At 61.7% G+C, this 23,886-nt stretch carries 25 protein-coding genes and 1 pseudogene; 16 read left to right on the top strand and 10 right to left on the bottom strand.

The window, feature by feature from the left end; all coding sequences use genetic code 11:
- The first annotated feature begins 140 nt into the window (after positions 1-140).
- Both AB4Z20_RS02760 and AB4Z20_RS02755 read left to right on the top strand, forming a co-directional pair.
- Positions 141-644, top strand: coding sequence for a hypothetical protein (locus tag AB4Z20_RS02760; protein WP_077506097.1), 504 nt, complete (start codon positions 141-143; stop codon positions 642-644).
- 254 nt (positions 645-898) lie between these two features.
- Entirely contained in the window at positions 899-1,042 is a 144-nt protein-coding gene (locus AB4Z20_RS02755; protein WP_258691302.1) for a hypothetical protein, read from the top strand.
- Between the two features lie 295 nt (positions 1,043-1,337).
- Here the strand turns inward: AB4Z20_RS02755 and AB4Z20_RS02750 are convergent, their stop codons facing one another.
- The 6 genes from AB4Z20_RS02750 to AB4Z20_RS02725 all read right to left on the bottom strand — a co-directional run bounded on the left by AB4Z20_RS02750 (position 1,338) and on the right by AB4Z20_RS02725 (position 5,202).
- Positions 1,338-1,478 carry a hypothetical protein gene (locus AB4Z20_RS02750; protein ID WP_258691303.1) on the bottom strand — a complete coding sequence of 47 codons (141 nt, stop codon included), beginning with the start codon at positions 1,476-1,478 and terminating at the stop codon, positions 1,338-1,340.
- A 178-nt stretch (positions 1,479-1,656) separates the two neighbouring features.
- The gene (locus tag AB4Z20_RS02745) at positions 1,657-2,253 is read right to left on the bottom strand and encodes a helix-turn-helix domain-containing protein (protein WP_162493997.1); all 597 of its coding nucleotides are present in this window, start codon (positions 2,251-2,253) and stop codon (positions 1,657-1,659) included.
- A 47-nt stretch (positions 2,254-2,300) separates the two neighbouring features.
- Positions 2,301-2,462, bottom strand: a complete 162-nt coding sequence (locus AB4Z20_RS02740; RefSeq protein ID WP_442089281.1) for a hypothetical protein — start codon at positions 2,460-2,462, stop codon at positions 2,301-2,303.
- A 121-nt stretch (positions 2,463-2,583) separates the two neighbouring features.
- Positions 2,584-3,297 carry an ABC transporter ATP-binding protein gene (locus AB4Z20_RS02735; RefSeq protein ID WP_442089280.1) on the bottom strand — a complete coding sequence of 238 codons (714 nt, stop codon included), beginning with the start codon at positions 3,295-3,297 and terminating at the stop codon, positions 2,584-2,586.
- 3 nt (positions 3,298-3,300) lie between these two features.
- Positions 3,301-4,146, bottom strand: coding sequence for an ABC transporter permease (locus tag AB4Z20_RS02730; RefSeq protein ID WP_442089279.1), 846 nt, complete (start codon positions 4,144-4,146; stop codon positions 3,301-3,303).
- Between the two features lie 63 nt (positions 4,147-4,209).
- A complete protein-coding gene (locus AB4Z20_RS02725; RefSeq protein ID WP_253474015.1) occupies positions 4,210-5,202 on the bottom strand; it encodes an aliphatic sulfonate ABC transporter substrate-binding protein in 993 nt (330 codons plus the stop codon).
- 303 nt (positions 5,203-5,505) lie between these two features.
- Here AB4Z20_RS02725 and AB4Z20_RS02720 point away from each other — a divergent pair, with 303 nt between their 5' ends.
- Positions 5,506-6,453, top strand: coding sequence for an ABC transporter substrate-binding protein (locus tag AB4Z20_RS02720; protein WP_258691010.1), 948 nt, complete (start codon positions 5,506-5,508; stop codon positions 6,451-6,453).
- Positions 6,454-6,815: 362 nt separating this feature from the next.
- On the opposite strand, the gene gstA is transcribed toward AB4Z20_RS02720, so the two are convergent.
- Positions 6,816-7,415 (bottom strand): glutathione transferase GstA, encoded by a 600-nt coding sequence (gstA, locus tag AB4Z20_RS02715; RefSeq protein ID WP_442089278.1) that lies wholly within the window; start codon positions 7,413-7,415, stop codon positions 6,816-6,818.
- Between the two features lie 111 nt (positions 7,416-7,526).
- Here gstA and AB4Z20_RS02710 point away from each other — a divergent pair, with 111 nt between their 5' ends.
- The 4 genes and pseudogenes from AB4Z20_RS02710 (at position 7,527) to AB4Z20_RS02695 (ending at position 12,216) form a co-directional block, all read left to right on the top strand.
- Positions 7,527-8,432: a transcriptional regulator GcvA gene (locus AB4Z20_RS02710; RefSeq protein WP_442089321.1), complete on the top strand. Its 906-nt coding sequence runs from the start codon at positions 7,527-7,529 to the stop codon at positions 8,430-8,432.
- 84 nt (positions 8,433-8,516) lie between these two features.
- Positions 8,517-9,284 (top strand): annotated as a pseudogene (locus tag AB4Z20_RS02705) (PAS domain-containing protein); the annotation flags it as partial.
- Positions 9,258-9,872, top strand: coding sequence for a methyl-accepting chemotaxis protein (locus tag AB4Z20_RS02700; protein ID WP_442089320.1), 615 nt, complete (start codon positions 9,258-9,260; stop codon positions 9,870-9,872). The pseudogene AB4Z20_RS02705 and the gene AB4Z20_RS02700, both read left to right, overlap by 27 nt.
- A gap of 289 nt (positions 9,873-10,161) precedes the next feature.
- Positions 10,162-12,216, top strand: coding sequence for a 2Fe-2S iron-sulfur cluster-binding protein (locus AB4Z20_RS02695; protein WP_442089277.1), 2,055 nt, complete (start codon positions 10,162-10,164; stop codon positions 12,214-12,216).
- Here AB4Z20_RS02695 and AB4Z20_RS02690 read toward each other — a convergent pair.
- Positions 12,213-13,118 (bottom strand): AraC family transcriptional regulator, encoded by a 906-nt coding sequence (locus AB4Z20_RS02690; RefSeq protein ID WP_442089276.1) that lies wholly within the window; start codon positions 13,116-13,118, stop codon positions 12,213-12,215. The two genes, AB4Z20_RS02695 and AB4Z20_RS02690, sit on opposite strands and share 4 nt — an antisense overlap.
- A 110-nt stretch (positions 13,119-13,228) precedes the next feature.
- On the opposite strand from AB4Z20_RS02690, the gene AB4Z20_RS02685 reads away from it, so the two are divergent.
- Positions 13,229-13,576, top strand: coding sequence for a carboxymuconolactone decarboxylase family protein (locus tag AB4Z20_RS02685; RefSeq protein WP_003201101.1), 348 nt, complete (start codon positions 13,229-13,231; stop codon positions 13,574-13,576).
- An 897-nt stretch (positions 13,577-14,473) separates the two neighbouring features.
- On the top strand, positions 14,474-14,698 hold the full coding sequence (locus AB4Z20_RS02680; protein ID WP_442089275.1) for a hypothetical protein: 225 nt from the start codon (positions 14,474-14,476) through the stop codon (positions 14,696-14,698).
- Positions 14,699-14,751: 53 nt separating this feature from the next.
- Here the strand turns inward: AB4Z20_RS02680 and AB4Z20_RS02675 are convergent, their stop codons facing one another.
- On the bottom strand, positions 14,752-15,150 hold the full coding sequence (locus AB4Z20_RS02675) for a VOC family protein (protein ID WP_003201106.1): 399 nt from the start codon (positions 15,148-15,150) through the stop codon (positions 14,752-14,754).
- 309 nt (positions 15,151-15,459) lie between these two features.
- The gene (locus AB4Z20_RS02670; protein ID WP_442089319.1) at positions 15,460-17,166 is read right to left on the bottom strand and encodes an amidase; all 1,707 of its coding nucleotides are present in this window, start codon (positions 17,164-17,166) and stop codon (positions 15,460-15,462) included.
- Between the two features lie 244 nt (positions 17,167-17,410).
- On the opposite strand from AB4Z20_RS02670, the gene AB4Z20_RS02665 reads away from it, so the two are divergent.
- The 7 genes from AB4Z20_RS02665 to AB4Z20_RS02635 are packed head-to-tail and all read left to right on the top strand — an operon-like array spanning position 17,411 to position 23,705.
- Positions 17,411-18,088 (top strand): thermostable hemolysin, encoded by a 678-nt coding sequence (locus tag AB4Z20_RS02665; protein WP_253474034.1) that lies wholly within the window; start codon positions 17,411-17,413, stop codon positions 18,086-18,088.
- A complete protein-coding gene (locus tag AB4Z20_RS02660; protein WP_442089274.1) occupies positions 18,078-19,559 on the top strand; it encodes an AMP-binding protein in 1,482 nt (493 codons plus the stop codon). Before AB4Z20_RS02665 ends, AB4Z20_RS02660 begins: the two co-directional genes overlap by 11 nt.
- Complete coding sequence (locus AB4Z20_RS02655; RefSeq protein WP_442089273.1) at positions 19,556-20,230, top strand: TenA family transcriptional regulator; 675 nt, start codon at positions 19,556-19,558, stop codon at positions 20,228-20,230. The genes AB4Z20_RS02660 and AB4Z20_RS02655 overlap by 4 nt, the downstream gene beginning before the upstream one ends.
- Positions 20,217-21,026 carry an SDR family oxidoreductase gene (locus AB4Z20_RS02650; RefSeq protein ID WP_442089272.1) on the top strand — a complete coding sequence of 270 codons (810 nt, stop codon included), beginning with the start codon at positions 20,217-20,219 and terminating at the stop codon, positions 21,024-21,026. Before AB4Z20_RS02655 ends, AB4Z20_RS02650 begins: the two co-directional genes overlap by 14 nt.
- Positions 21,023-21,667 (top strand): tetratricopeptide repeat protein, encoded by a 645-nt coding sequence (locus AB4Z20_RS02645; RefSeq protein ID WP_214511787.1) that lies wholly within the window; start codon positions 21,023-21,025, stop codon positions 21,665-21,667. Before AB4Z20_RS02650 ends, AB4Z20_RS02645 begins: the two co-directional genes overlap by 4 nt.
- A gap of 11 nt (positions 21,668-21,678) precedes the next feature.
- Positions 21,679-22,341, top strand: a complete 663-nt coding sequence (locus AB4Z20_RS02640; protein WP_003201124.1) for a response regulator — start codon at positions 21,679-21,681, stop codon at positions 22,339-22,341.
- Positions 22,338-23,705, top strand: a complete 1,368-nt coding sequence (locus AB4Z20_RS02635) for a sensor histidine kinase (protein ID WP_258691018.1) — start codon at positions 22,338-22,340, stop codon at positions 23,703-23,705. The genes AB4Z20_RS02640 and AB4Z20_RS02635 overlap by 4 nt, the downstream gene beginning before the upstream one ends.
- The last annotated feature ends 181 nt before the right edge of the window (positions 23,706-23,886 follow it).

Below are 23,886 nucleotides of genomic sequence, written 5' to 3'. Positions count from 1 at the left end.
GACTCTGCGCGCGTCACTCCGGTAAGCCTGCTTGAACGTTCATTCCTGCTGTTCGACCGTCATCTTGTCGGGCCGGGGCCAATCCTTAGAATCCGCCCCATCAGCCTCTTCCGACTCTCGAACCTACAGGGAACACCACCATGATGAATGCCATGCAGATGCCGATGAACGCCAACATGCCGATGATGCCAATGATGGGCATGCCGATGATGATGGCGACCATGACCTGCGAAATGATGGATGACGGCATGCTGTGCAAAATGATGCCCGCTGCCGGCATGGACATGGCCATGTTCAAGAACAGCGCCGACATGATGCAGATGATGATGAACTGCGGCATGCCGATGATGATGCATTGCGGCAACATGAGCATGATGTGCATGTCCCCGGCGAGCATGGCCATGCCGATGGCGAGCATGATGATGCCAATGCCGATGATGGGCATGCCGATGCCGTCGATGAAGTGTGTGATGGAATGTACGGTGATGGCTGACTGCATGATGTGCAAAGTCATGCCGATGGCCGGCATGAACATGGACATGATGAAAAGCTGCTGCGCCTTGATGATGAAGATGATGAACGACTGCAGCATGCCGATGATGATGAGCTGCAACGGTATGCCGATGATGTGCTGCACCTGCTGATTCGTTGCTACGGTCAGTGGGGAAGCCTGGCAGTGCGGTGATGTTGTTTACTTTGTCGTTAGTGGGGATTTTGGTATTCCGTTCTGAGGTTTTTTTCAGGCGGTGTGTATATCCGTTTCTTCGGTAACGGCCACTGACGGTTCCGCTCTTACAGCGGCTCACTTTTGAGAAGCGCAAAAGTAAGCAAAACGCTACATGCCCCACCACTTGGCACCTCGCCTAGGCTCGGTGTGCCCTCACTCCGGCATTGCTCCGTGGGCCGCCGCGAAGGGCCATCCATGGCCCAGCGCGGCTACCTCGGCATCCATGCCGAGGTGCCCACTGCGCAACGCCTGCGTTCGGCCATCGTGGTTAACGGGGCGCCCGAGATCAACGTCCACCCCGAGGCGGCCTTATAGCCGACCTGGCTCTCCCGGTCATACCCCGTCAGTTCTGTGGGAGCAAAGCTTGCTCGCGATGAGGCCGGCACATTCAACATCTTCATTGACTGTGACACCGCCATCGCGAGCAGGCTCGCTCCCACATTCAACCCTCGGTGGACACAAAATTTATATCCAACACAGGATCCCTGTGGGAGCGAGCCTGCTCGCGAAGAGGCCGGCCCATCCAATATCTTCATCGATTGTGACACCGCCTTCGCGAGCAAGCCCGCTCCCACAGGAGGAACGCGGTCACCCAGAGCCAGGTCGGCTATCAGGCCGCCTCGCGGTGGACGTTGATCTGGGGCGCCCCGTTAACCACGATGGCTGAACGAAGGTGTTGCGCAGTGGGCACCTCGGCATGGATGCCGAGGTAGCCGCGCTGGGCCATGGATGGCCCTTCGCGGCGGCCCACGGAGCAATACCTTCGTTCAGGCATGCCGAGCCTAAGCGAGGCACCGAGTGGTGGGGCAAAGCGCTTTTGGTTACTTTTGGCTGGTCCGGCTCCCGGCTCTTCCAAAAGTGACCCGCTGTAAGAGCGGAACCGTCAGTGGCCGTTACCGCAGCAACGGATATACACACCACCCTGCCTTTCAGTCCAGGCGTTCCGGATAGGTAACCACCAGATACGCCACCGCTTCACTGTCAGCCGGGTTGCGATAGCGGTGAGGCTGGTCGGCATAGAACAGAATCGAATCGCCCGTGGAGAGCAGGTAGCGCTCGTCGTTGACGCTGATCTCCAGCACACCTTGGGACACCACCAGGTTTTCCTGGACGCCGGGCCCGTGCCCTTCGGACTGGTCCTCGCCCAAGGGGCTCAGGCGCAGCTCGTAGAATTCCGACTGGCGTGCCACATCGAACGGAAACAAGGCGCGGCTGACGAACGCACCATTGGCGCTGACCAGGCGTTTGCTCTGGCTGGCCGACAGCACGGCCACCCCTTCGAAAGCCCGGTGTTCCAGAAACGCGGCCACCGACACCTTCAAGCCCTTGGCGATTTTGCACAGCACCTTGATCGACGGCACGCTGCGTCCGGATTCGATCTGCGCCAGCATGGCCCGGCTTACCCCGCACTGGCGGGCGAGGGCGTCGAGGGACAGGTGTCGCTTGCCGCGCAGGCGTTGCAGGTTCTGCGCAACCCGTTCGCAGATAGGATCCTCATCCAAGGCTTCCAGGTGATTGAGGTCCACTTCGGGTTCATCGGTACTCGCCAAAAAGCGCGAGGGTTCCTGGGCGCTCACGCCTGGTACGTCCTGGTCGGCTCGGACGCCTGGATCCACTGGAACGCCTGGTAACCGGCATTACGCGCGTACATTTCCCACATGGCCCGGGCCAGCTGCTGGGCCTGCTTGCGTTTGCGGAATTGGACGAAGTCGATAACGTTGTCAGTCGGTTTCATAAGGCACTTCACTGTCGTGACCAATGGGACGGGATGAGCTGAGAGTACGTGGTTATGTTTATAACTATAAATACTAATTGTTTATTTATTAATGCTTTTGTGTTCTTAGCGAGACGCCTGATCAAATCACGTGGGCGCGGTGCAATTCGGTCAGGGCCAGCGCCTTGAGTCGGGCCAGCAACGGGTCGCGCCGGTCACGCGGGTGGTCCAGTTGCACCGCCAATTCTTGGCGAATGCGGCTGGGGCGGTTATCCATCACCAACACCCGGTCGCTCAGGTACAGCGCCTCGTCGACATCATGTGTCACCAGCAACAGGGCGATGGCGTGCCGCTCGGCCAGTTGCAGCAACAGGTCCTGCAGTTTCATCCGGGTGAAGGCATCCACGGCGCTGAAGGGCTCGTCCAGCAACAGCACCTGTGGTCGCGAGTACAGGCCGCGGGCCATCGCCACCCGTTGCGCCATACCGCCGGACAACGCCTTGGGCAAGGCATCGGCAAAACCCGTGAGGCCGACTTCCTCGATCAACTGCGCGACCCAGGCCTGGTCGTAATGGTCGTCATCGCTGAAGCCTATGTTCTGCTGCACCGTCAGCCAGGGCATCAACCGCGGTTCCTGGAACACAAAGGCCAATTGTTCGGTGTGGCTGAGCAGTTGCCCTTCAAAGTCCTTTTCCAGGCCGGCGACGATGCGTAGCAAGGTGCTTTTGCCGCAGCCGCTGGGGCCCAACAGGCTCACGGTTTCCCGTGGCTGCAATTGCAGGTGGATGTGATTGAGTACGGTGGTGGCGGCGAAGGTCTTGCGCTCGACGTGGATCTCCAGCAGGGCTTGGGTCATGGCTCACTCCTCGGTGCCGTTAAAGGTGTCGCGCCAGGCCAGGAAGCGTTTCTCCAGGCCGGCAAGCAGGCCGTCGCTGAGCTTGCCCAGCAGCGCGAGCACGATGATCGCCGCCAGCACAATGTCTGGGCGCGAGGTTTCGCGGCCATCGCTGAGCAGGTAGCCCAGGCCTTTGGTCGCGGCGATCAGTTCGGCTGCCACCAGGAACATCCAGGCCAGGCTCATGCCGCTGCGCAAGCCGGTGAACAGGCCGGGCAGGGCGGCCGGCAGGAGAATTCGCCGCACCAGACGGCGGCGGCTGAAGCCGTACATGTGGCCGACCTCCACCAGTTTGCGGTCGATGTTGCGAATCGCCGCCACGCCATTGAGGTAAACGGGAAAGAACGCGCCGATGGCGATCAGTACCACTTTCGAGGTTTCGTCGATGCCCAGCCACAGCAGGAGCAATGGCACCCAGGCCAGGCTGGGGATCGAGCGCAGGCCGGCGAAGGTCGGCTCCAGATAGGCTTCGGCTTCCCGGCTCAAGCCCACCCAGGCGGCGAAGACCAAGGCCAGGCCAGCGCCAATGACAAAGCCCAACAACACTCGCAAGAGGCTGGCGCTGATGTGTTTCCACAGCGCACCTTCGGCCAGGTCGCCGAGGGTCAGGGCGATCTCGCTGGGGGCCGGCATCTGGTAGGCGGGCAGCCAACCGATGCGCACGATGATCTCCAGGAACACGATGATCAGCACCGGCAGGGCCAACCCCTTGAGGCGCAGCCGCCAATGGTCGGAATTGAACAGCGGCGCTTTGCCTGGTGTGGACAGAGCCAGGCGCGGGCTGGAGAGGTCTTTGCTGTTGCTGCTCATGGCGGTTCTCCGGCAACGCCGAATCCGCGCCAGGCGCGGATCGGTTGTCGCTTGGGCAAGGGGTTATTGGCGGGCCACGGCCTGCTGGCGGCCGGTGTCGAGCAATTGATCGATCACCTGGTCGACATTAACCCCGCGACGTACCAACTCTTCGGAGACCAGGATCGGCGCGGCAGCCTTGGAGGCCAGCACATCCTTGGCACTCAACTGCGGACTGCCCAGATCGGTGCGCGACAGCTGCAGCTTGGCCACTTCCAGCGGCAGGCCGGATTCGTCGGCCAATAATTCAGCCAGTTCTTGCGGATGCTCCACCGACCACGCCCGGGCCTGTTCGTAGGCCGCGAGCACGGTGTTGATGGTCTGCGGATGCTCCTGGGCATATTTCTCCGTGACGCTGACCACGCCGTAGCTGTTGAAGGCGGGGTTGCGATACAGCAGGCGCGATCCAGCCTGCACTTCGCTGGCAGCCATGTGCGGGTCAAGACCGGCCCAGGCATCGACGTCGCCTTTTTCCAGGGCGGTGCGTCCGTCCGGGTGCTGCAGGTGCACCAGCTCCACATCGTCTTTTTTCAGCCCGGCCTGTTGCAGGCTGCGCAGGGTGAACAGATAAGGATCGGTGCCTTTGGTGGCGGCGATTTTCTTGCCCTTGAGGTCGGCGATCGTCTGGTACGGCGAATCCTTGCGCACCACCAGGGCGGTCCATTCGGCGCGGCTGTAGACATACACCGACTTGATCGGGCTGCCGTTGGCCCGGCTCAGCACCGCGGCGAGGCTGGCAGACGAAGCGAAGTCGACGCCGCCACTGTTGAGGTATTCCAGGGAACGGTTGCTGCCCTGGCTCAGGACCCAGCTGACCTTGGTCTGGGGCAGGGCTTTTTCCAGATAACCGAAGTGCTTGAGCACCAGGCTGACCGGTGAGTAATAGGCGTAGTCCAGGTGCACTTCGGCCGGAGGGCTTTCTGCGGCCAGGACCAGGGACGGCAGGCCCAGCGCCAGGGCGCAGGCGCTGATCAAGTATCTGGCGCGGGCCAGGGAGAAGCGGACGTCGGGTTTCATGGAACAGCTCCAGACAAGGCGGCGAGAAGGCAATGTTCTTATTTCCGAAAGATCGGACAGCGGAAGAAAATACCGCCTGAAAGGAATATTGCAGGCTCTGTGCCATAGCCGGCGAAAGGGCGTTTTTCGGGGCGCGCCATGGGGTAAAGGCTTCAAGGCGATGTTGCCCAGCCAACAGTCTGTTGCGGCACTGTTGCGCCCTGGACATTGGCTGCCTGTGACTATGAGCTTATGCTTTAAAAGAATTTCTAATGTGAATTCCAAGAGCGTTATGTTCTATGAAATTCACTCAGGAATGTCTTCATGAAGTTCGCCCGATCCCTGCGCCGTCTGTTCCTCAGCACATTGTTCACCGCACCTTTGGCCCAGGCCAGCGAGCCCTTGGTACTGCACGTCGGTGACCAGAACTATTACAACGTACGGGCGTCGGTGGAGGCTTCGGGTGTGCTTGAGGGCGCACCTTACCAAGTCGACTGGAAACACTTCCAGGCCGCAGCGCCCTTGGCCGAGGCGCTGAGTACCGGCGACCTGGACCTGGGTTTTCTCGGTGATTCGGGTTTTCTGTTCCTGGCTGCCAAACAGGCACCGGTGAAATTGATCGGTGTCTCGCGACAGAACCCGGACACTATCGCGCTGCTGGTGCCCAAGGACTCACCGGTCAAGACCATCGCCGACCTCAAGGGCAAGAAGGTCGCCTATTGGCCGGGCGCCTGGAGCCAGCAACTGACCTTGCGCGCCCTGGAACAGGCTGGCCTGCCGGAGAACCATGTGGCATTCATCAAGCTGATGCCGATCGACGCGGCGGCGGCCTTGCCCCAGGGCAGCATCGATGCGTTTCCGGTGTGGGAGCCCTACATCTCGCAACAGATCCTGTTCTCCGGCGCCCGGCCGATCCTGACGGCGAAAAACCTCATGCCCGGCCTCAGCGCCATTGCCGCTTCGACGCCGGCCATCGACAGTAAGCGTGAAGCCATCGCCGATTTCCTCGGGCGTGTGAAACAAGCCCGCGCCTGGGTCGACAACCACACCGACCAATACGCGGACCTGTGGGCGAAAAAGGCCAACCTCGACCAGAACGTCTCGCGTCATTGGTTGCGTCAGGCACACATGAGTGTCGGCCCGGTGGACCAACAGGCTGCCGCCGATCTGCAAAGCACGGCGGACTTCCTGTTCAAGGTCAAGGCGCTGCCGGCACCGCTGGCCACTGCGGGGATTATCGACACGTCCTTCAACCAGGCCTTGAGCGAATAAACCGAGCCCCGCCCGCAGGCCTTTGTGGGAGCGAGCCTGCTCGCGATAGCGGAGGGTCAGCTTGCAAGGATGTTGAACGTGCCGCCGCCATCGCGAACAAGCTCAGCTCACACAGTTTTCCGGGGTGATCATGAAATTCGAGCTACACCCCGAATCCCTGTGGGAGCGAGCTTGCTCGCGATAGCGGAGGGTCAGCTTGCAAGGAGGTTGAATGTGCCGCCGCCATCGCGAGCAAGCTCAGCTCCCACAGTTTTCCGGGGTGATCATGAAATTCGAGCTACACCCCGAATCCCCTGTGGGAGCGAGCTTGCTCGCGATAGCGACAGGTCAGGTTGCACTAGGGTTGAATGTGCCGCCGATGGCTACGCCGCCTCCGCAGCCATGGCCGCCCGGACGCTGGGGCGTGCGGCGATTCGCGCCATGAACGCCGCCAGCGTCGGCCAGTCCTCGATCTGGATCTTGAACAACGGCAGCCAGTTCAGGACGGTAAACAAATAGCCGTCGGCCAGGCCAAAGGTGCCCATCAGGTAATCCTGTTGTTCAAGGGCCTGGCTGAGGTAATCCAGGCGCCTGAACAGTTTTGCCCTGAAGATGGCCTTGGTCGGCTCTGCAATATCGGCGTTGAACAGCGGCGCACATCCGCTATGAATCTCGGAGGCAATGAAGTTCAACCATTCCTGCAGGCGAACCCGCTCCCAGGTGCCATTGGCCGGCGCCAGCGTGTTTGCGGGGACCAGGTCGGCCAGGTACTGGACGATGGCGGGTCCCTCGGTCAGGACATCACCGTTATCCAGCACCAAGGCTGCCACGTAGCCCTTGGGGTTGATGGTCAGGAAATCGAGCCCATCGGCAGTTCGCTTGGTCTTGTTGTCGACCCGAATCAATTCAAAGGGCAAGCCCAGTTCCCGCAACACGATGTGCGGGGACAATGAGCAGGTCATAGGGGCGAAGTACAGTTTCATGGTTTCCTCAAGGTCGGGGACGTGCCGCCAGAATCCGCGAGGGCCGGAACATTTTCAAAGGACATCTTCAGTGCTAGCGTATGACAAAATCTCATGAGCAAGCCAAACCCAATGGCCACAAGAATCCCTTCCCTCAATGGCCTTAAAACATTCGAGTCGGCCGCTCGACACATGAGTTTTACCAAAGCTGCGCAAGAGCTGAACGTCACTCAAACAGCCATCAGCCATCAAATTCGCCGGCTCGAAGAGGAACTGGGCGTGCGCCTGTTCTTGCGGCTCAAGGACGGCCTGGCCCTGACAGACGAAGGCCATGCCTATTTTCCAGGCGTTCGTGCGGCGTTCCATGAGTTGCGCTATTGCACCGAGACGTTCCTGGAGAGCCGCAACAACAGCGTCCTGACGATCAGTACCCTGGTTTCATTTGCCTCCAAATGGTTGTTGCCGCGACTGGCGTCATTCCAGCAGGCGTTTCCCAACATTGACGTGCGCGTTACGGCATCCACCGAACGGGTGGATTTTCGTAAGGGCGGCGTCGATGCGGCCATTCGTTACGGTTCCGGGGACTGGAAGGGGTTGCGGGCCGACTGGCTGATGGCCGATGAGATCTTTCCGGTGTGCAGCCCCAGGCTGCTGCAAGGTCCGAAAGCCCTGGGGAATCCGGGCGATCTGGCCCGGCACACCTTATTGCAGGTCAGTGGAGTGACTCACAACGACTGGAGTGCCTGGTTGAGTGCCGCCGGCCAACCGAAAGAACTGGCCGAAGGCAGCCGGTTGACATTCGACCTTGCCATGATGGCCGTTCAGGCTGCGGTTGACGGTCTGGGTGTCTGTATCGGGCGTTCCACCTTTGTCGAGGATGACCTGAAGGCCGGGCGATTGGTTGCCCCCTTTGATCTGCGATTGAAGTCTGATCTCGGCTTTTATTTCGTCAGCCCGCATGAAACAGCCGACGCTCCAAAAGTGCAGGCTTTTAGAACCTGGTTGATGGATTCAATGGGTTTTGGCGCCAAAACATAATTACAGCGTACCGTTCAGCCCCCAGCCAGCGAGCCGATATGAACAGAAGGTCCGCTTACTTTCAGGGTTCATCGAGGGTACGTCATGTTTAATAAAACACTAAAAAATGAACTGACGGCTAGGACGGCCGAATTGGCAACATACAGAGGACTGGTCGGCTCCCTGGAGCGGTCAATGGCTGTCATCGAGTTCAGCCCCGATGGCAAGGTCCTTCGGGCGAACGAAAATTTTCTTGGCACGATGGGCTACCGTGCGGATCAATTGGCCGGTCTGTCCCATCGGGATTTTTGCACCCCAGCGCTGGTGGGCAGCGCCGAGTACCGTGAATTCTGGAACCAGTTGCGCGCCGGTCAATTCGTTTCCGGCACGTTTCAGCGCCGCAGCGCGCAAGGGCAGAACGTGTGGCTGGAAGCCAGCTATAACCCGGTAGTGGACGAGCAAGGTCGCGTCGTGAAGGTGGTCAAGTACGCACTCGATGTCACCGCCAAGGTTGCCGCCGAGGCAGAAACTCGTGGTCGGCTGGCGGCACTTGATCGTGCCATGGCGGTGATCGAGTTCGACTTGGGCGGCAACATCCTGACTGCCAACGACAACTTCATGAATGTCATGAATTACTCGCTGGCAGAGCTCAAGGGCAAACACCACCGGATGTTTTGCGAAGCGAGCCTGGTAGGTAGCTCGGAGTACAGTGATTTCTGGCGGCGTCTCAATGCGGGTGAGTTTTTCAGCGGCCAGTTCAAGCGCCTCGGCAAAAACGGCAAAGTCGTCTGGCTGGAAGCCAGCTACAACCCGGTCTACGACGCCGAAGGCAAGTTGTGCAAGATCGTGAAGTTCGCCAGTGACATCACTGAACGGGTGGAGAAATTCGAAGAGGATTCGCGTGGCGCTTCCCGTGCGTACCATATCTCCGCCGAGACCGAGCGAGTGGCCGAACAGGGCGCCCAGGTGATCCACCAGACTGCCAAGGAGATGCGCGAGATCGCCGACAACATTGGCTCTTCCGCGCGTCTGGTTGGGCAGTTGGGGGCGCGTTCGGAAGAGATCACGGCCATCGTCAACACCATTCGCGGCATTGCCGACCAGACCAACCTGTTGGCCCTCAACGCGGCCATCGAGGCCGCGCGGGCCGGAGACCAGGGGAGGGGATTCGCGGTGGTGGCCGACGAGGTCCGGCAACTGGCCGGGCGCACCAGTCGCTCCACCTCGGAGATTGCCGAAATGATCGGCATGATTCTCTCCGAGACCCGCGATGCCGTCGCCAGCATGAACGTGACCCATGAAGGCGCATTGCGCGGCGTCACCCTGGCAGACCAGGCCGGCTCGGTCATCGTGCAAATCAGGAACGGGACCACGGATGCCCTCGATGCGGTGAGCATGTTTGCGTCCAAGCTCGACGAGTCCGAGGTGATTCCCAAGACGGCTATCGGCTGGGTGGGTTGAGGTGAGTTGAGTCCTCGCCCTTGCGACCGCCGGAGTTGCGGGCGCCCTTGCTCGAGCTGACCAAGAACTTTGCCAGCGTCAGGACCTGACCTTCGTTCGGGCCATTCCTCGTGCATCCACCGTTCCATTTTATGAAACGGTGGATTGCAGTTTGTGCGTATTCCAGCGCCGCCGCTTTGGGCAGAAGATAACCCCCAGCCACTTGTACAACCGTGCAAACGATGGCGGAGAATCCCCAACCGTAGCGCACTGGCGCAGGCGTTCAGGCTGCGAGCGCGAGGAGTAGCTGATGGACGAAGCCTTGCAAGCAAAAAACTCGCCCTGGCACGAAGGAGAGCTGGCCTTGCAGCGCTCCGTCGGGGCAGTCGACATGATGGCCGGTGTCGGTCAACGGCAACTGGCGCGTACCTGGATGCCGGACCAGCATCGGGAGTTCTACGCCCAACTGCCTTTCGTGGTGCTGGGGGCGGTGGATCGGCAAGGCGATGTCTGGGCGACCCTGCGCGCGGGGCAACCGGGCTTCATGACCTCGCCCGATCCGCAGACCCTGCACATCAACCTCGAGCCTGAGCCTGACGACCCGGCCCAGGCGGGCATGGGCGAGGGCGATGCCATCGGGATGCTGGGGATCGAGTTGCACACCCGCCGGCGCAACCGCATGAACGGTGTCGTACGTCGTCAGCTCGACCCGGGGCTCGAGATTTCAGTGAGCCAGGCGTATGGCAACTGCCCTCGCTACATCAACCTGCGCCAGTATCACTTTGTTGACGCGCAGGCCGTTGCGCCGCGTCAACTGACCGTGTCCGACCCTCTGGTGCGGCGCCTGGTGACGGCGGCCGATTCGTTCTATATCGCCACCTACGTAGTACGTGATGGCGAGCGGCAGGTCGATGCTTCCCACCGTGGCGGCAAGCCGGGGTTTGTGCGCCTGGATGAAGACGGATCGCTGACCATCCCGGACTTTTCCGGCAACCTGTTTTTCAACACACTGGGCAACATCCTGCTCAATCCACGGGCCGGGCTGGTGTTCGTCGATTTCCAGACGGGCGATCTGCTGCAAATGAGCGGCTCGGCGCAAGTGCTGTTGGACGACCCCGAGATCAGCGCGTTCCAGGGCGCCGAGCGGCTGTTGCGCTTTACCCCGCAACGCATCGTGTATCGCCCGGCGGCCATTGCGCTGCGCTGGAAAGACCAGGACGAAGGCGACTCACCCAATTCAATGATGACCGGCAGTTGGGAGCAGGCCGCCGAGCGCTTGCAGGCCGAGGCGCTGCGTAGCCGCTGGCGTGCATTGCGGGTCGCGCGGGTGGTGGATGAGAGCCCCGACATTCGTTCGTTCTACTTGCAGGCGAGCGATGGCTTGGGTTTGCCCCGGTTTGAAGCGGGGCAACATTTGCCGGTGCGGATCTTGTTGGAAGGGCAGAACGCGCCATCGATCCGGACCTACAGCGTATCCAGTGCGCCGTCGGATGATTTCCTGCGTATCAGCGTCAAGCGCGATGGCTCGGTGTCGTCCCACTTGCATGATCAGGTGCAGGCGCTGCACGAGATTGAGGCGCGGGCGCCCCAGGGCCACTTCACCGTCCAGGCCACCGAGCGGCGTCCGTTGGTCTTGCTGGCAGCGGGGGTAGGCATCACGCCGCTGTTGTCGATGTTGCGCGAGGTGGTTTACCAGGGCCAACGCATCAGCCGCATGCGCCCGGTCTGGCTGGTGCAAAGCGCTCGTTCGGTGGCCGACCTGGCTTTCCGTGACGAGATCGACGAACTGGCCGCCCGTGCCGGCGACAAGCTGCAGGTTCTGCGCATGGTCAGCCAGCCGCCCACTGATGGAGGGGGCGCTGAGGGCTATGACCTGGCCGGCAGGATCGATGTGGAACTGCTCAAGAAGCTGCTGCCGCTCAACGACTACGACTTCTATTTGTGCGGGCCGGGCAGCTTTACCCAGGCGCTGTACGACGGGTTGCGCAAACTGCGCATCCCTGACGATCGTATCCACGCGGAAACCTTCGGGCCCTCGACGCTTGTGCGGGATCTCGAAGTGAGCATGCCGGGGCCAGAGCAAGTGCCGGCCGCGAATGAAGCGGTGAAGGTCTTGTTCGCCAGCTCTGGCAAGGAGGCACGTTGGGAGCCAGGCAGTGGGACGCTGCTGGAGCTGGCCGAAGCGCGCGGCCTTAACCCGGAATTCAGTTGCCGCGGCGGTTCCTGTGGCACCTGCAAAACTCGCTTGAGCCGCGGCCAGGTGCATTACCTGAGCCAGCCGGCCGAACCGGTTGGCGAAGGTGAGGTGCTGATCTGTTGCGCGGTGCCGGCCCAGGGGAGCGAGCCGTTGGTGCTTGAGGTCTAGATCCCTCGACGCACCCGTCCTGGCGCCTCACCGTAGATTTCCTTGAATTTCTTGCTGAACGCAGCCTGGGATTGGTAGCCGACCTGCACGGCGATATCGCTCAGCCCCAGGTGCGAGTGGCTGAGCAGGCTGAAGGCCAACTCCATGCGTACTTGCGTCAACAGCACCCACGGCGAGACGCCGGCCACCTTGACGAATGCGCGCATGAAATTGGCCCGGGACATGCTCGCGATGTCCGCCAGGCCTTGAATGGTCCAGTCGTGGGCAGGGTCCGCCAACATGGCCTGCCAGGCCCGACCCAGACGTTTATCGCCGAGCAGGGCCAGCGAGCTGCTGTCCTGCCCCTGGCTGGCCAGATGCGCACGCAGAATCAGGGTGAACAGCGCCTGTGACAGGGCATCGAGCAAGAAGCGCGCGCCGACCTTGTCCCCATCCGCTTCTGCGCGCATGACTTCCACCAGCGCCGGCAACGGCCCATTGGCCGGTAATGCGCCGCTGGGAATCACCAGGTATTCGGGCAAGGCACCGAACAGCAACGAAGCCCGGTTGAAGTGAAAGCCCCCACAAAGCATGTCCAGCTCCGCGCTGGCGCCGCCAATGCGATGAATCGGCAAGGTGCCCCCGGTCACGACCCGGGGTGAGATCGGCGTTACCGTTTTGCCAGGGCTGTGCATGACGTGAGGGGCACCGCGCGGCAACAGCAGGATGTCACCGGCACGCATGGGCAAGCGCTGCCCATCGGCAAGCTCGACGCGGCATTCGCCGGCCAGCACGATGTGATAGGGCGCTGTGCCCAGGGCTTGCTGTCCGTGATCCAGGGCCCAGTCACCCTGGAACTGACAGCGCAGGTCCAGGCTGCCGCGCACGTTGGCCAGGCTGATGAGTTTATCGATCGCATTCATTTGAGCGTTTCGCCAAAAAACCTGAGCGCATTGAGCAAACCCGAGTGGCGCCAGGGTGAAAAACTGAGGGCGTCAAAACAGTACACCCAACCCACTCAGGAGTTAATGCCATGTTCAATAACTGGTCCGAATTGTTGCCCACCATTCAGAAAGCCTTTGGCGCGCTGGGCCGCAGCAACCCGAAAATGGTCAAGGCCTATATGGCGCTAGGGGAGGCTGCCAGTGAAAACAATGTACTCGATGCCAAGACCCGCGAGCTGATCTCGATCGCCATCGCCGTCACCACCCGCTGCGACGGTTGCATCGCCGCCCACACGGACGCGGCGATCAAGGCCGGCGCGAGTCGCGAGGAGGTCGCGGCGGCCCTGGCAACTGCGATTTCGTTGAATGCGGGGGCGGCCTATATCTACTCGCTGCGGTCGCTTGAGGCGTATGACATGCTGAAAGCGCCGGTGTGATTTATATGGGGGCATATCCGTTGCTGCGGTAATGGCGGCTGGCGGTTCCGCTCTTGCAGCGGGTCACTTTCGAAAAGCCCGGAAGCCGGCCCAGTCGAAAGTAACCAAAGCGCTTTTGCCCCACCACTTGGTGCCTCGCCTAGGCTCGGCATCCATGCCGGGATGCTTACTGCGCAATACCTAGCGTGGTTTAACGGGGCGCCCGAGATCAACGTCCACCACGAGGCGGCCTGGTAGCCGACCTGGTTCTTGATGGGGACCGCGTTCCTCCTGTGGGAGCGGGCTTGCTCGCGAAGACGGTGTGTCAGTTTACGGTGATGTTGGATGTGCCGGCCTCATCGCGAGCAAGCTCGCTCCCACAGGTTTTTGTGTCGTGTGCAGATGCTATGAACACCCGCAAATCTATGTGGGAGCGAGCTTGCTCGCGAAAGCGGTGTATCAGTTTGCAGTGATGTTGAATGTGCCGACGCCTTCGCGAGCAGGCTCGCTCCCACAGGAGAAACGCGGCCCCCATCAAGAACCAGGTCGGCTACTAGGCCGCCTTCGGGCACACCGAGCCTAGGCGAGGTGCCGAGTGGTGGGGCAAAGCGTTTTTGGTTACTTTTGGCTGGTCCGGCTCCCGGCTCTTCCAAAAGTGACCCACTGTAAGAGCGGAACCGCTAGCCGCCATTACCGCAGCAACGGATATACACACCCAAAAAAACACCCCTCTCGGAACGAAATATCAAAACCTCGGTAAGCCTTTTTTGTTCAGTCAGCTGCGATTGTTTCAGATGACGCAATCAAGTCATGTAATTCCTGGGCATTCTCTAAAAACCGTCCGCCAGTGAAACTGATCCCAGAAGCGATTGACCGTTTCGGGTCGTCGCAGCGTTCTCCATCCATCGGGAGATTCCCATGATCGACACGACTTGCACCGGCAACCTTCAGCCCGATACCTCCGTTGCGACTTACCAGGAGCACGAAAGCGGATTCCTGTTGCCCCAATTGATGGGCGCCTTGGCAAGCGAGTCCGTAGGTTTCGTCTCGAACGACCTGTGTCAGCAACGCGCGCACGGCACTTTGCTGGCGAAGGCTGGCGCCATGGTGATGCGGGTGCTGAAGCTAACGCCGATCGGCTAACGCAGAGCCCGTGGCTAGGCAGAAAACGAAAGCGGGCCATGCATTACGATCGACTAAGTCGACACCGAATCATGGCAGCAGACGCAAAGCTTGTTGCCATCGAGATCTCGAAAGTAGGCACCGTAATAATCAGGGTGGTAGTGGGGTCTCAAGCCGGGTTCTCCCTCACACGTCCCGCCCAGTGCCAGCGCTGTCGCGTAGCTGTTCCTCACGGCTTCCCGGCTGGGGGCAAGCAGAGCCACCATTTGTCCGTTGCCGGGTTGGTGCACCTTGCCGTCAAAGGGTTTTCCAATCACGAAGATCGGGCGCGGTGAATGCTCGGCAATCCAGCCCGCCCAGCCTTTGTGGGCGTCGCTGAATTTCAATGTCAGGCCCAGCCCGGCCATGACCTTTGAATAGAACCCGAAGGCGCGATCAAAATCGGCGATACCTAGAAAAACATGCGAGATCATGATGACTACCGTTTTGCCGTGGGCGCGAGGGTTGTTTGAAATTCCAGCCTACGCTGCCACAGGAATCATCGCGCTGCCAAGCCCAGGCGTCACACGGTGATGAGGCCGTGGACCTGCTTTCCCGTGCCATGCAACAGTGCTTCCGGCTGTAGAACCGGTCTAGGGACTGCTGCGCAGCCCAGCGGGAGCAAGCTCCCTCGCCACGGGGTTGCGCCCGTACTCAAAAATGAAGTCGAGCGCTGCTTTTGTGGCGAGGGAGCTTGCTCCCGCTGGGCTGCGTAGCAGCCCCAAACCAAACCCGCCAAACGATCAAGCCGACAGCGGCGGCGTCCGCGGCGGGACCAGGCGTTTTGAACCGATTGATTCAAACGCCGAAGCCAGTCGCAACAACGCCGAATCGTCATAGGCGCGGCCAGCGAACGTCAGCCCGACGGGCATGCCGATGTCCGCCATGACGCCCATCGGCACCGTGACGGTGGGCACGCCCAGATGGCGGATGGCGAGGTTGCCGTTGGCGACCCAGACGCCGTTGCTCCAGGCGATATCGGCAGACACCGGGTTGATGTCCGCATCGGCTGGCCCGACGTCGGCGACGGTCGGGAAGATCACCGCGTCCAGGCCCAGCCGCGCCATCCAGTCTTCCAGATCGATTCGACGTGTCTCTTCAAGCCCACGCAGGCCGTCGGGCAGGGTCGGGATCTGCTCCCACGGCGTGATGCCGCGCTGGGCCATCTTCACGTACTCATCCATGCCAGCGGCCAGATCATCCTCTCGGTTGGGCAGGGTGCCCGGGTCGTGGGGGAAGATCTTCGGTCCGTCGACGTCGGCCAGGCGATTCAACTTCGGATCGCCGTTGGCCCGCAGGAAATCATCGAATGCCCAGGCCGACAGGTCCCACAACTCATGGTGCAGGAACTCTTTGGAAACCAGGCCGCGGGTGAAGACCGTGGGTGCGCCAGGACGATCGCCCTCGCAGTTGGACACCAGAGGGAAATCCACCTCGACCACTTCGGCGCCACAGGCCTCAAGCGCCTTGCGCGCTTGCTCCCAGAGCTCGATCACCGAGGCGCGGGTGATGATTCGCTGCCCCGTCGGGCCGCCGATGCCGGGGGCTTCGGCCGTGCCTGCTTCAGGGTCGGCGTTGATGTACATCCGAGGAACGCCGAACCGAACGCCTGCCAGCGCACTTGGGGTGCTGGCAAGGCTCGGATACGAGGCTGGACGAACCGAGTCGACGCTCGGAATCGGCACCCAGGGTTGCAGGCGCCACAGGTCGCCACGGGTGTCCGGGTCCTCGGCGACCACCACGTCCAGCACTTCGAGCAGGTCGGCCATGGTCCTGGTGTAGGGCACGACGACGTCCATCGTCGGCGTCAACGGCCAGTTGCCACGCACCGAGATCACCCCGCGCGACGGCGTATACGCGCACAAGCCATTGTTCGACGCCGGACCGCGTCCACTCGACCAGGTTTCTTCGGCAAGGCCGAACGCCGCGAAACTGGCGGCAGTTGCCGTGCCCGCACCGTTCGAAGAGCCCGAGGCAAACGGCGCGGTGAGGTAGTCGCCGTTGTACGGGCTCTCGGCACGGCCATACACCCCGCGCTGCATGCCGCCGTTGGCCATGGGCGGCATGTTGGTCTTGCCCAGGCAGATCGCCCCGGCGGCGCGAAGCCGTTCGATGGTGAACGCATCGCGATAAGCAACCAGGTCCTTGAACGCCGGGCTGCCGGAAGCGGCAGTGAGCCCCTTGACCAGGTAACTGTCCTTGGCCGTGTAGGGGATGCCGTCAAGCGGCCCCAGGGTCTGGCCGCTGGCCCGACGGGCATCGCAGGCCTGGGCCTCTTTCAATGCATCGGGGTTGCGCACCACCACCGCGTTGAGGGCAGTGGGCGTATCGGGGCCGTCGTAGGCATCGATCCTGGCGAGGTAGGCCTGGACAAGCGCCACCGCGGTCGTCTGGCCCGACTCCAGCGCAGCGCGCAATTGGGCAATGGAGGCTTCGGTGATTTCGATCATGCTGTTAGCGCCGCGGCAGAGGGATGGCGGGGTGTTCGGGTCCATTGAAGTTGCTCCTGAGACTTCAGGTCATCTCAAAGTGGATATTTATCGGACTTGCGCACTGTACTACGGAATAGCGATCAAGGGCAGTTCAGGTTTGACCAGACTACCTTTCGTACGAGCCAAAATTTTCCACCTTCAGACTTCGTTAAGAAACGGCCTCGATACTTTCTCCCAATAGCCCGAGGGAGAACGTTGACCCATGCCCGATTTCGACTGGAACATCCACCTGCCGCTGGCTTTCGGTGATGCCGGCCCGCCGGTTCGCCACTTGCACCGGGCGTTGCCGGGACAAGCTCGGCGAGCCGAGTTCGAAGCGTTCATCCAGCAGCGTTTTCGCCAGGTTCACGGCGCCGATATTCGTCACTTCATGCCGGAGCTGTTCGGGCTCGACGATGTCCACGGCACGCTCTGCGCAGCCGCTGGTGTGCGCCGGGCCGCCCAGGGGCCGCTGTTCCTCGAGCATTATCTGGACAGCCCCATCGAGCCCTTGATCAGTGCCGCCGCCGATCGTCCGGTGGACCGCGCCGGCATTGTCGAGGTTGGCAACCTGGCCGCCAGCGACACGGGCAGCGCCCGGCTGAGCATCATCGCGATCACTTATCTGTTGGCCATGGGCGGCCTGGAGTGGGTCGCGTTCACCGGCAACATCGGCCTGGTCAACAGCTTCCATCGCCTGGGCCTCAAGCCTGTGACGCTGTGCCCGGCCGACCCGCAGCGCCTCGGCGAGGACCGTCATCTCTGGGGCCGCTACTACGAAAGCCAGCCGTGGGTTCATGTCGGAAACATCCGCGCCGGTTTCATTCATCTGCGCAATAGCGGCCTGTTCAATCGTCTGGGACTGCCGACGGACCTCGGAGAAACCAGCCATGTCGCCTGAAATGGAACGCTTCAAGCGCACCCTGCGTGGTCATGCCGAGCGCAGGGGCCACGCCGTGGCCCTGTGGGGCGACGGCTCGCAACTCGACTACGCGACACTTTATTCCGAAGTGGTGTACCGCCAGCAACGCCTGCGTGATGAACACATCAGTGTTGTCGCCCTGGCCCTGGACAACGGCATCGAAGCGATGCTCTGGGACCTTGCCGCACTGTTCGAAGGGCTGACCTGCGTCATCCTGCCCGGTTTTTTCAGCCAGGCTCAACGTCGGCACTGCCTGGAACAGAGCCAGGCCGAGCGAGTGATTGCCGAGCCCGCGTTCGAAGCGCAACTGCAAGCTGCCGGATACCAGCACAGTGGCGAGTTCTGGCGACGGCACTTCGACGGACCGAGCCGTTTGCCGGCAGGCACCGCCAAGCTGACGTTCACCTCCGGCACCACCGGCACGCCGAAGGGCGTCTGCCTGAGCGCCGACAGCCTATTGCGGGTGGCCCGTGAACTGGAGCAGGCCAGCCAACCGGTCGAGGCCAGGCATCACCTGGCGTTACTGCCCCTGGCGATTCTGCTGGAAAACCTTGGCTGCTATGCGGCGTTGTATGCCGGTGCCATGCTGAGCCTGCCCAGCCAGAAAACCCTCGGCATCCAGGGCGCCAGTGGGGTCGACCCGACGCGGCTGCTGGGATGCCTGGCCGAGCGTCGGGCGCAGAGCCTGATCCTGGTTCCGCAGCTGCTGTTGATGTTGGTCATGGCTGCCGAACAGAAGCTGTTCAACCCGCACATCGTGCGATTCGCCGCCGTTGGTGGGGCGCGGGTGTCCCACGATTTGTTGCAGCGGGCCCAGCGTGTTGGCCTGCCGGTGTTTGAAGGCTATGGGCTGTCGGAGTGCGCCTCGGTGGTCTGCCTCAATCGGCCACAGGCTCATCGTGCCGGCAGTGTCGGCCAGCCGCTGCCCCATGTGGAGATCCGCTTGGCCGATGACGGCGAAGTCCTGGTCAAGGGCTCGACGCTGCTCGGTTACCTGGGTGAGCCACCGCACGCCAGCGAATGGTGGCCCAGCGGCGACCTCGGTGAGTTCGACGAAGACGGTTTCCTTTACCTGCGCGGTCGCAAGAAGCACCAGTTCGTGACCAGTTTCGGTCGCAACGTGAACCCCGAATGGGTTGAAGCCGAGCTCACCCAGGGCGGTGACATTGCCCAGGCCTTCGTTTATGGCGAAGCCATGCCGCACAACCATGCGCTGCTCTGGCCCGCCCGGGCCGACTGCACGGATCAAACGCTGGAGCTGGCCGTGGCCAAGGCCAACGACACGCTGCCCGACTACGCGCGGGTCCATCACTGGACGCGCCTGGACCAACCCTTCAGCGCTGCCAACGGCATGCTCACCGCCAATGGCCGGCCACGCCGGGAGGCCATCGTCGAGCATTACCGCGCGCAGCTCACTTCATCTGTCTTGTCCGAGGAATCCCCATCATGAGTTTTTTTGACACGTTGCAAGAAGCCACCCAGCAAGAGCGCCAGACCCTGTTCAATCTGCCGATCATCCGCGACGCCCTCAACGGCCAGGTCAGCCTGGCCAGTTACCGGGGGTTCCTGATCCAGGCGTATTACCACGTGCGCCACACCGTACCGTTGATGATGGCTTGCGGGGCGCGCCTGCCAACGCACCTGGAATGGCTGCGCAAGGCCGTGTGCGAATACATCGACGAAGAGTACGGCCACGAGCAATGGGTGTTGGATGACATTGCCGTGTGCGGTGGCGATAAGGAAGCGGTGCGCAACGGCCAGCCTTCGTTGCCCATTGAGCTGATGGTCAGTTACCTCTACGACTTGATCGCCCGAGGCAACCCGGTGGGCCTGTTCGGCATGGTCAATGTGCTGGAAGGCACCAGTATCGCCCTGGCGACCCATGCCGCCGACAGCATCCGCGAGCGCCTGGAATTGCCGCCCACGGCGTTCAGCTACCTCAGCTCCCATGGTTCGCTCGACATTGAGCATATGCAGACCTATCGCGGCCTGATGAACCGGCTGGAGGATCCGGCGGACCAGGCTGCGGTGATCCATGCCTCCAAGGTGGTGTACCGGTTGTACACCGACATGTTCCGCGGCCTGCCGCGTGACGGGGAGCATGAACATGCGCCTGTGTGATGCGCGTGTCGTGCTGACCGGCGCCAGCGGCGGGATCGGCCAGGCCATCGCCGCCGCGCTGTGCGCCAGTGGTGCGCGAGTGCTGGCCGTGGCCAGGCATCGCGAAGCCTTGCAGCCGTTGCTGGAGCGTTATCCGCAGCACTTGAGCTGGGTCGAAGCCGACCTGACCTTCCTCGCCGACCGGCGCAAAGTGCTGGTCGCCGCCGAGGCCCAGGGCGGCATCAACCTGCTGATCAATGCCGCCGGCGTGAACCACTTCGCCATGCTCGAACAACTCGACGACAGTGAAATCAATGCCATGTTGGCGCTGAACATCAGCGCGCCGATCTGCCTGACCAAGCTGCTTTTGCCACTGCTCAAGCAAGCTGACAGTGCGATGGTGGTCAACGTCGGCTCGACCTATGGCTCGATCGGTTACCCGGGCTATGCCAGCTACTGCGCCAGCAAGTTTGCCTTGCGCGGTTTTTCCGAAGCCTTGCGCCGAGAGTTGGCCGATACCCGTGTCGGGGTGCTCTACGTAGCGCCCCGGGCCACCCGTACCTCGATGAACAGCCCAGCGGCGGATGCGCTCAACCAGGCCCTCAAGGCCAACGTCGACGACCCGCAAACCGTGGCGGCGGCGGTGATCCACGCGATTATCGGCGACCGACGCGAGTTGTATCTGGGCTGGCCCGAACGCTTTTTCGTCGGCCTCAACAGCCTGCTGCCCAACCTGGTGGACCGTGGCCTGCGCAAGCAATTGCCACTGGTACGCCGTCTCAGTCACAAACCCGAAAACGAGCATCCCAAGCCATGAAAAAAATCCTCGCTTGCCTGTTGATCGGCACCCTGAGCCAAAGCGTCTGGGCGTTGGAGGCGGCCGACCAGCAACGTCTCAGCGACATCCAGCAGAGTTGGGCCCATATTCAATATGAAGTGCCCGAAGGCCAACGCGCCGATGCATTCGAAAAACTCGCCGTCCAGGCATCGGCGTTCAAGCAGGAGCGCCAATCGGTGGCCGAAGCATGGATCTGGTCTGGCATCGTCAACAGCAGTTGGGCCGGTGCCAAGGGTGGGATCGGTGCACTGGGCAAGGTCAAGGATGCCAAGGGCGACCTGGAAAAAGCCCTGACCCTGGACCCCAAGGCCCTGCAAGGCTCGGCCTACACCAGCCTCGGCGCACTCTACGACCGGGTGCCGGGCTGGCCCCTGGGTTTCGGCGACTCCGACAAGGCCGAGCAATTGCTCCAGCAGGCGTTGCAACTCAACCCGAACGGTATCGACAGCCTGTACTTTTGGGGCGATCACCTCTACCGTCAGAAGCGCTATAGCGAAGCCAAGGCAGCGCTGCAAAAAGCCTTGCTGGCAGCACCGCGGCCGGGTCGGGAAACGGCCGATGCCGGGCGCCGCAAGGAGATCGACGCATTACTGGTGGATGTGAACAAGAAGCTGAACTGACAGGAGAGGATGTGCGTTTATTACTGATCGAGGATGACGTGGCCCTGGGGGAGGGCATCCATCAGGCCCTGAGTCGCGAAGGTTATACCGTCGACTGGGTGCAGGACGGCAGCAGCGCCTTGCATTCGTTGCTCAGTGAAACCTTCGACCTGGCGGTGCTCGACCTGGGGCTGCCACGCATGGACGGCTTGCAAGTGTTGCGGCGCTTGCGTGACAGTGGCTCCAACCTGCCGGTGCTGATCCTCACTGCCCGCGATGCCACCGAGGATCGCATCGCCGGGTTGGACGCCGGGGCCGACGATTATCTGGTCAAGCCCTTCGATCTGGCGGAACTCAAGGCCCGGCTACGGGCCTTGTTGCGCCGCAGCGCCGGCCGCGCCCAGGCGTTGATCGAACATGCCGGCATCAGCCTGAACCCTGGCACCCAGCAAGTCAGTTACCAGGGCAAGCCGGTGGCGCTGACACCCAAGGAATATCAGCTGCTCCATGAACTGCTCTCGCCGCCGGGCCGCGTCATGACCCGCGATCATCTGATGCAGTTGCTCTACGGTTGGAGCGAGGAGGCCGAGAGCAACACGCTGGAAGTGCACATCCATCACCTGCGCAAGAAATTCTCCACCGACCTGATCCGCACCATTCGCGGTGTCGGTTACCTGGTGGAGGAGCGCCGATGAGTTCGATCCGGCGTCGTACCCTCACGTTGATTCTCGGCCTGCTGTTCCTTGGCCTGTTGATCATCACCGTATTCAACCTGCATGACAGCAACCACGAAATCGCCGAGGTCTACGATGCCCAGTTGGCGCAGAATGCCCGGCTGTTGCAGGGCGTGATGCGCATGCCGATGGCGAGCAAGGAGCACGCCGAGCTGTATCAGGCGTTCAATTCGGCGCTGGGGCAAGCGGTTCCCAGGGGCGATGGCCATCCCTATGAAAGCAAGATTGCTTTCCAAGTCTGGAACTCACAAGGTTCGGTGTTGGTTCATACCTCCAGCGCACCGTCGTTCACCTCACCGCCGGGTGCGCCCGGTTTCAGTGAGGTCGTGGACCAGAAGAACCGTAAGTGGCGAGCGTTCGTCCTGGACGACGCGCAATACGGTTTGAAGATCTGGGTGGGGGAGCGTGACGACGTGCGTGCCGACCTGGTCGACCGCATTGTTCGTCACACCGTCGTACCCAACCTGATCGGCAGCGTGGTGCTTGCTGCAGTGATCTGGCTGGCCATCGGCTGGGGGCTCAAGCCCCTGGTCGATATGGCGGCGAAGTTGCGGGCCAGGCATCCCGGCTCACTGGAACCCCTGCAAATGATGCCGCTCCCTACGGAGCTTGAGCCCATGCAGGCGGCCCTCAACCGCGTCTTGGCGCAGATCCAGGAGGTGATGGGCCGTGAGCGGCGTTTCATTGCCGACGCCGCCCATGAGATGCGTACGCCCTTGGCCGTTCTGCGGGTGCATGCACAGAACCTGATGGAGGCGGGGAGCGAGCAAAGCCGTCGCGAGTCCCTGGAACACCTGATCGCTGGCGTCGATCGCACCACGCGTTTGGTCAATCAACTGCTGACCATGGCGCGGCTCGAACCGCAGGCAGGTGTTCCGACGCCTGCGGTCATCGACCTGCCCACCACGGTTCGTGCGAGCCTGGTTCAACTGACGCCCTGGTTGTTGAGCAAGGGGCTCGAGCCGGTGCTGGATGTCAGCGACGACATCGGCCCGGTTCGAATCGACCCGGTGGCCATCGACATCGCCTTGAACAACCTGGTGACCAACGCGGCCAATTTTTCCCCGGCCAACGGCACGATCACCGTACGCCTGGCCAGGAAGGGCGATCACTACGAGCTGTCCGTCGAAGACCAGGGGCCGGGTATCGACGAGGCCGAGCGTGAGCGTCTCTTCGAACGGTTCTACAGCCGCGGCAATGACCAGGGGGCTGGGCTGGGCCTGACGATCGTGCGCACCATCGCGGATCGTCTGGGAGGGCGCATTCGCTTGGAAAATCGCACCGAGGGTGGGCTGTGCGCGACCTTGGAAATAGGGCGCTTTTAAATGACGTTCCCGGCGCCATGACTTTTTCCCGGGGCCAGAATCGGTGCCCCTGAATTATCACCACCAGTAATGCTGCTCACTCAAGGCTTGTGTGAGTCATTGTCGCGAGGGAGCGGCCGCACGGTATCGGCGTGGAGTTGTTGTTGGCACAGCATGCTGTGACCACGTATAGGAGAGTGAA

Source organism: Pseudomonas sp. KB_12 (genome assembly GCF_052114545.1).
GTDB classification, from domain to species: Bacteria; Pseudomonadota; Gammaproteobacteria; order Pseudomonadales; family Pseudomonadaceae; genus Aquipseudomonas; species Aquipseudomonas brassicacearum.
This window is presented reverse-complemented; position numbering and strand designations above follow the sequence as displayed.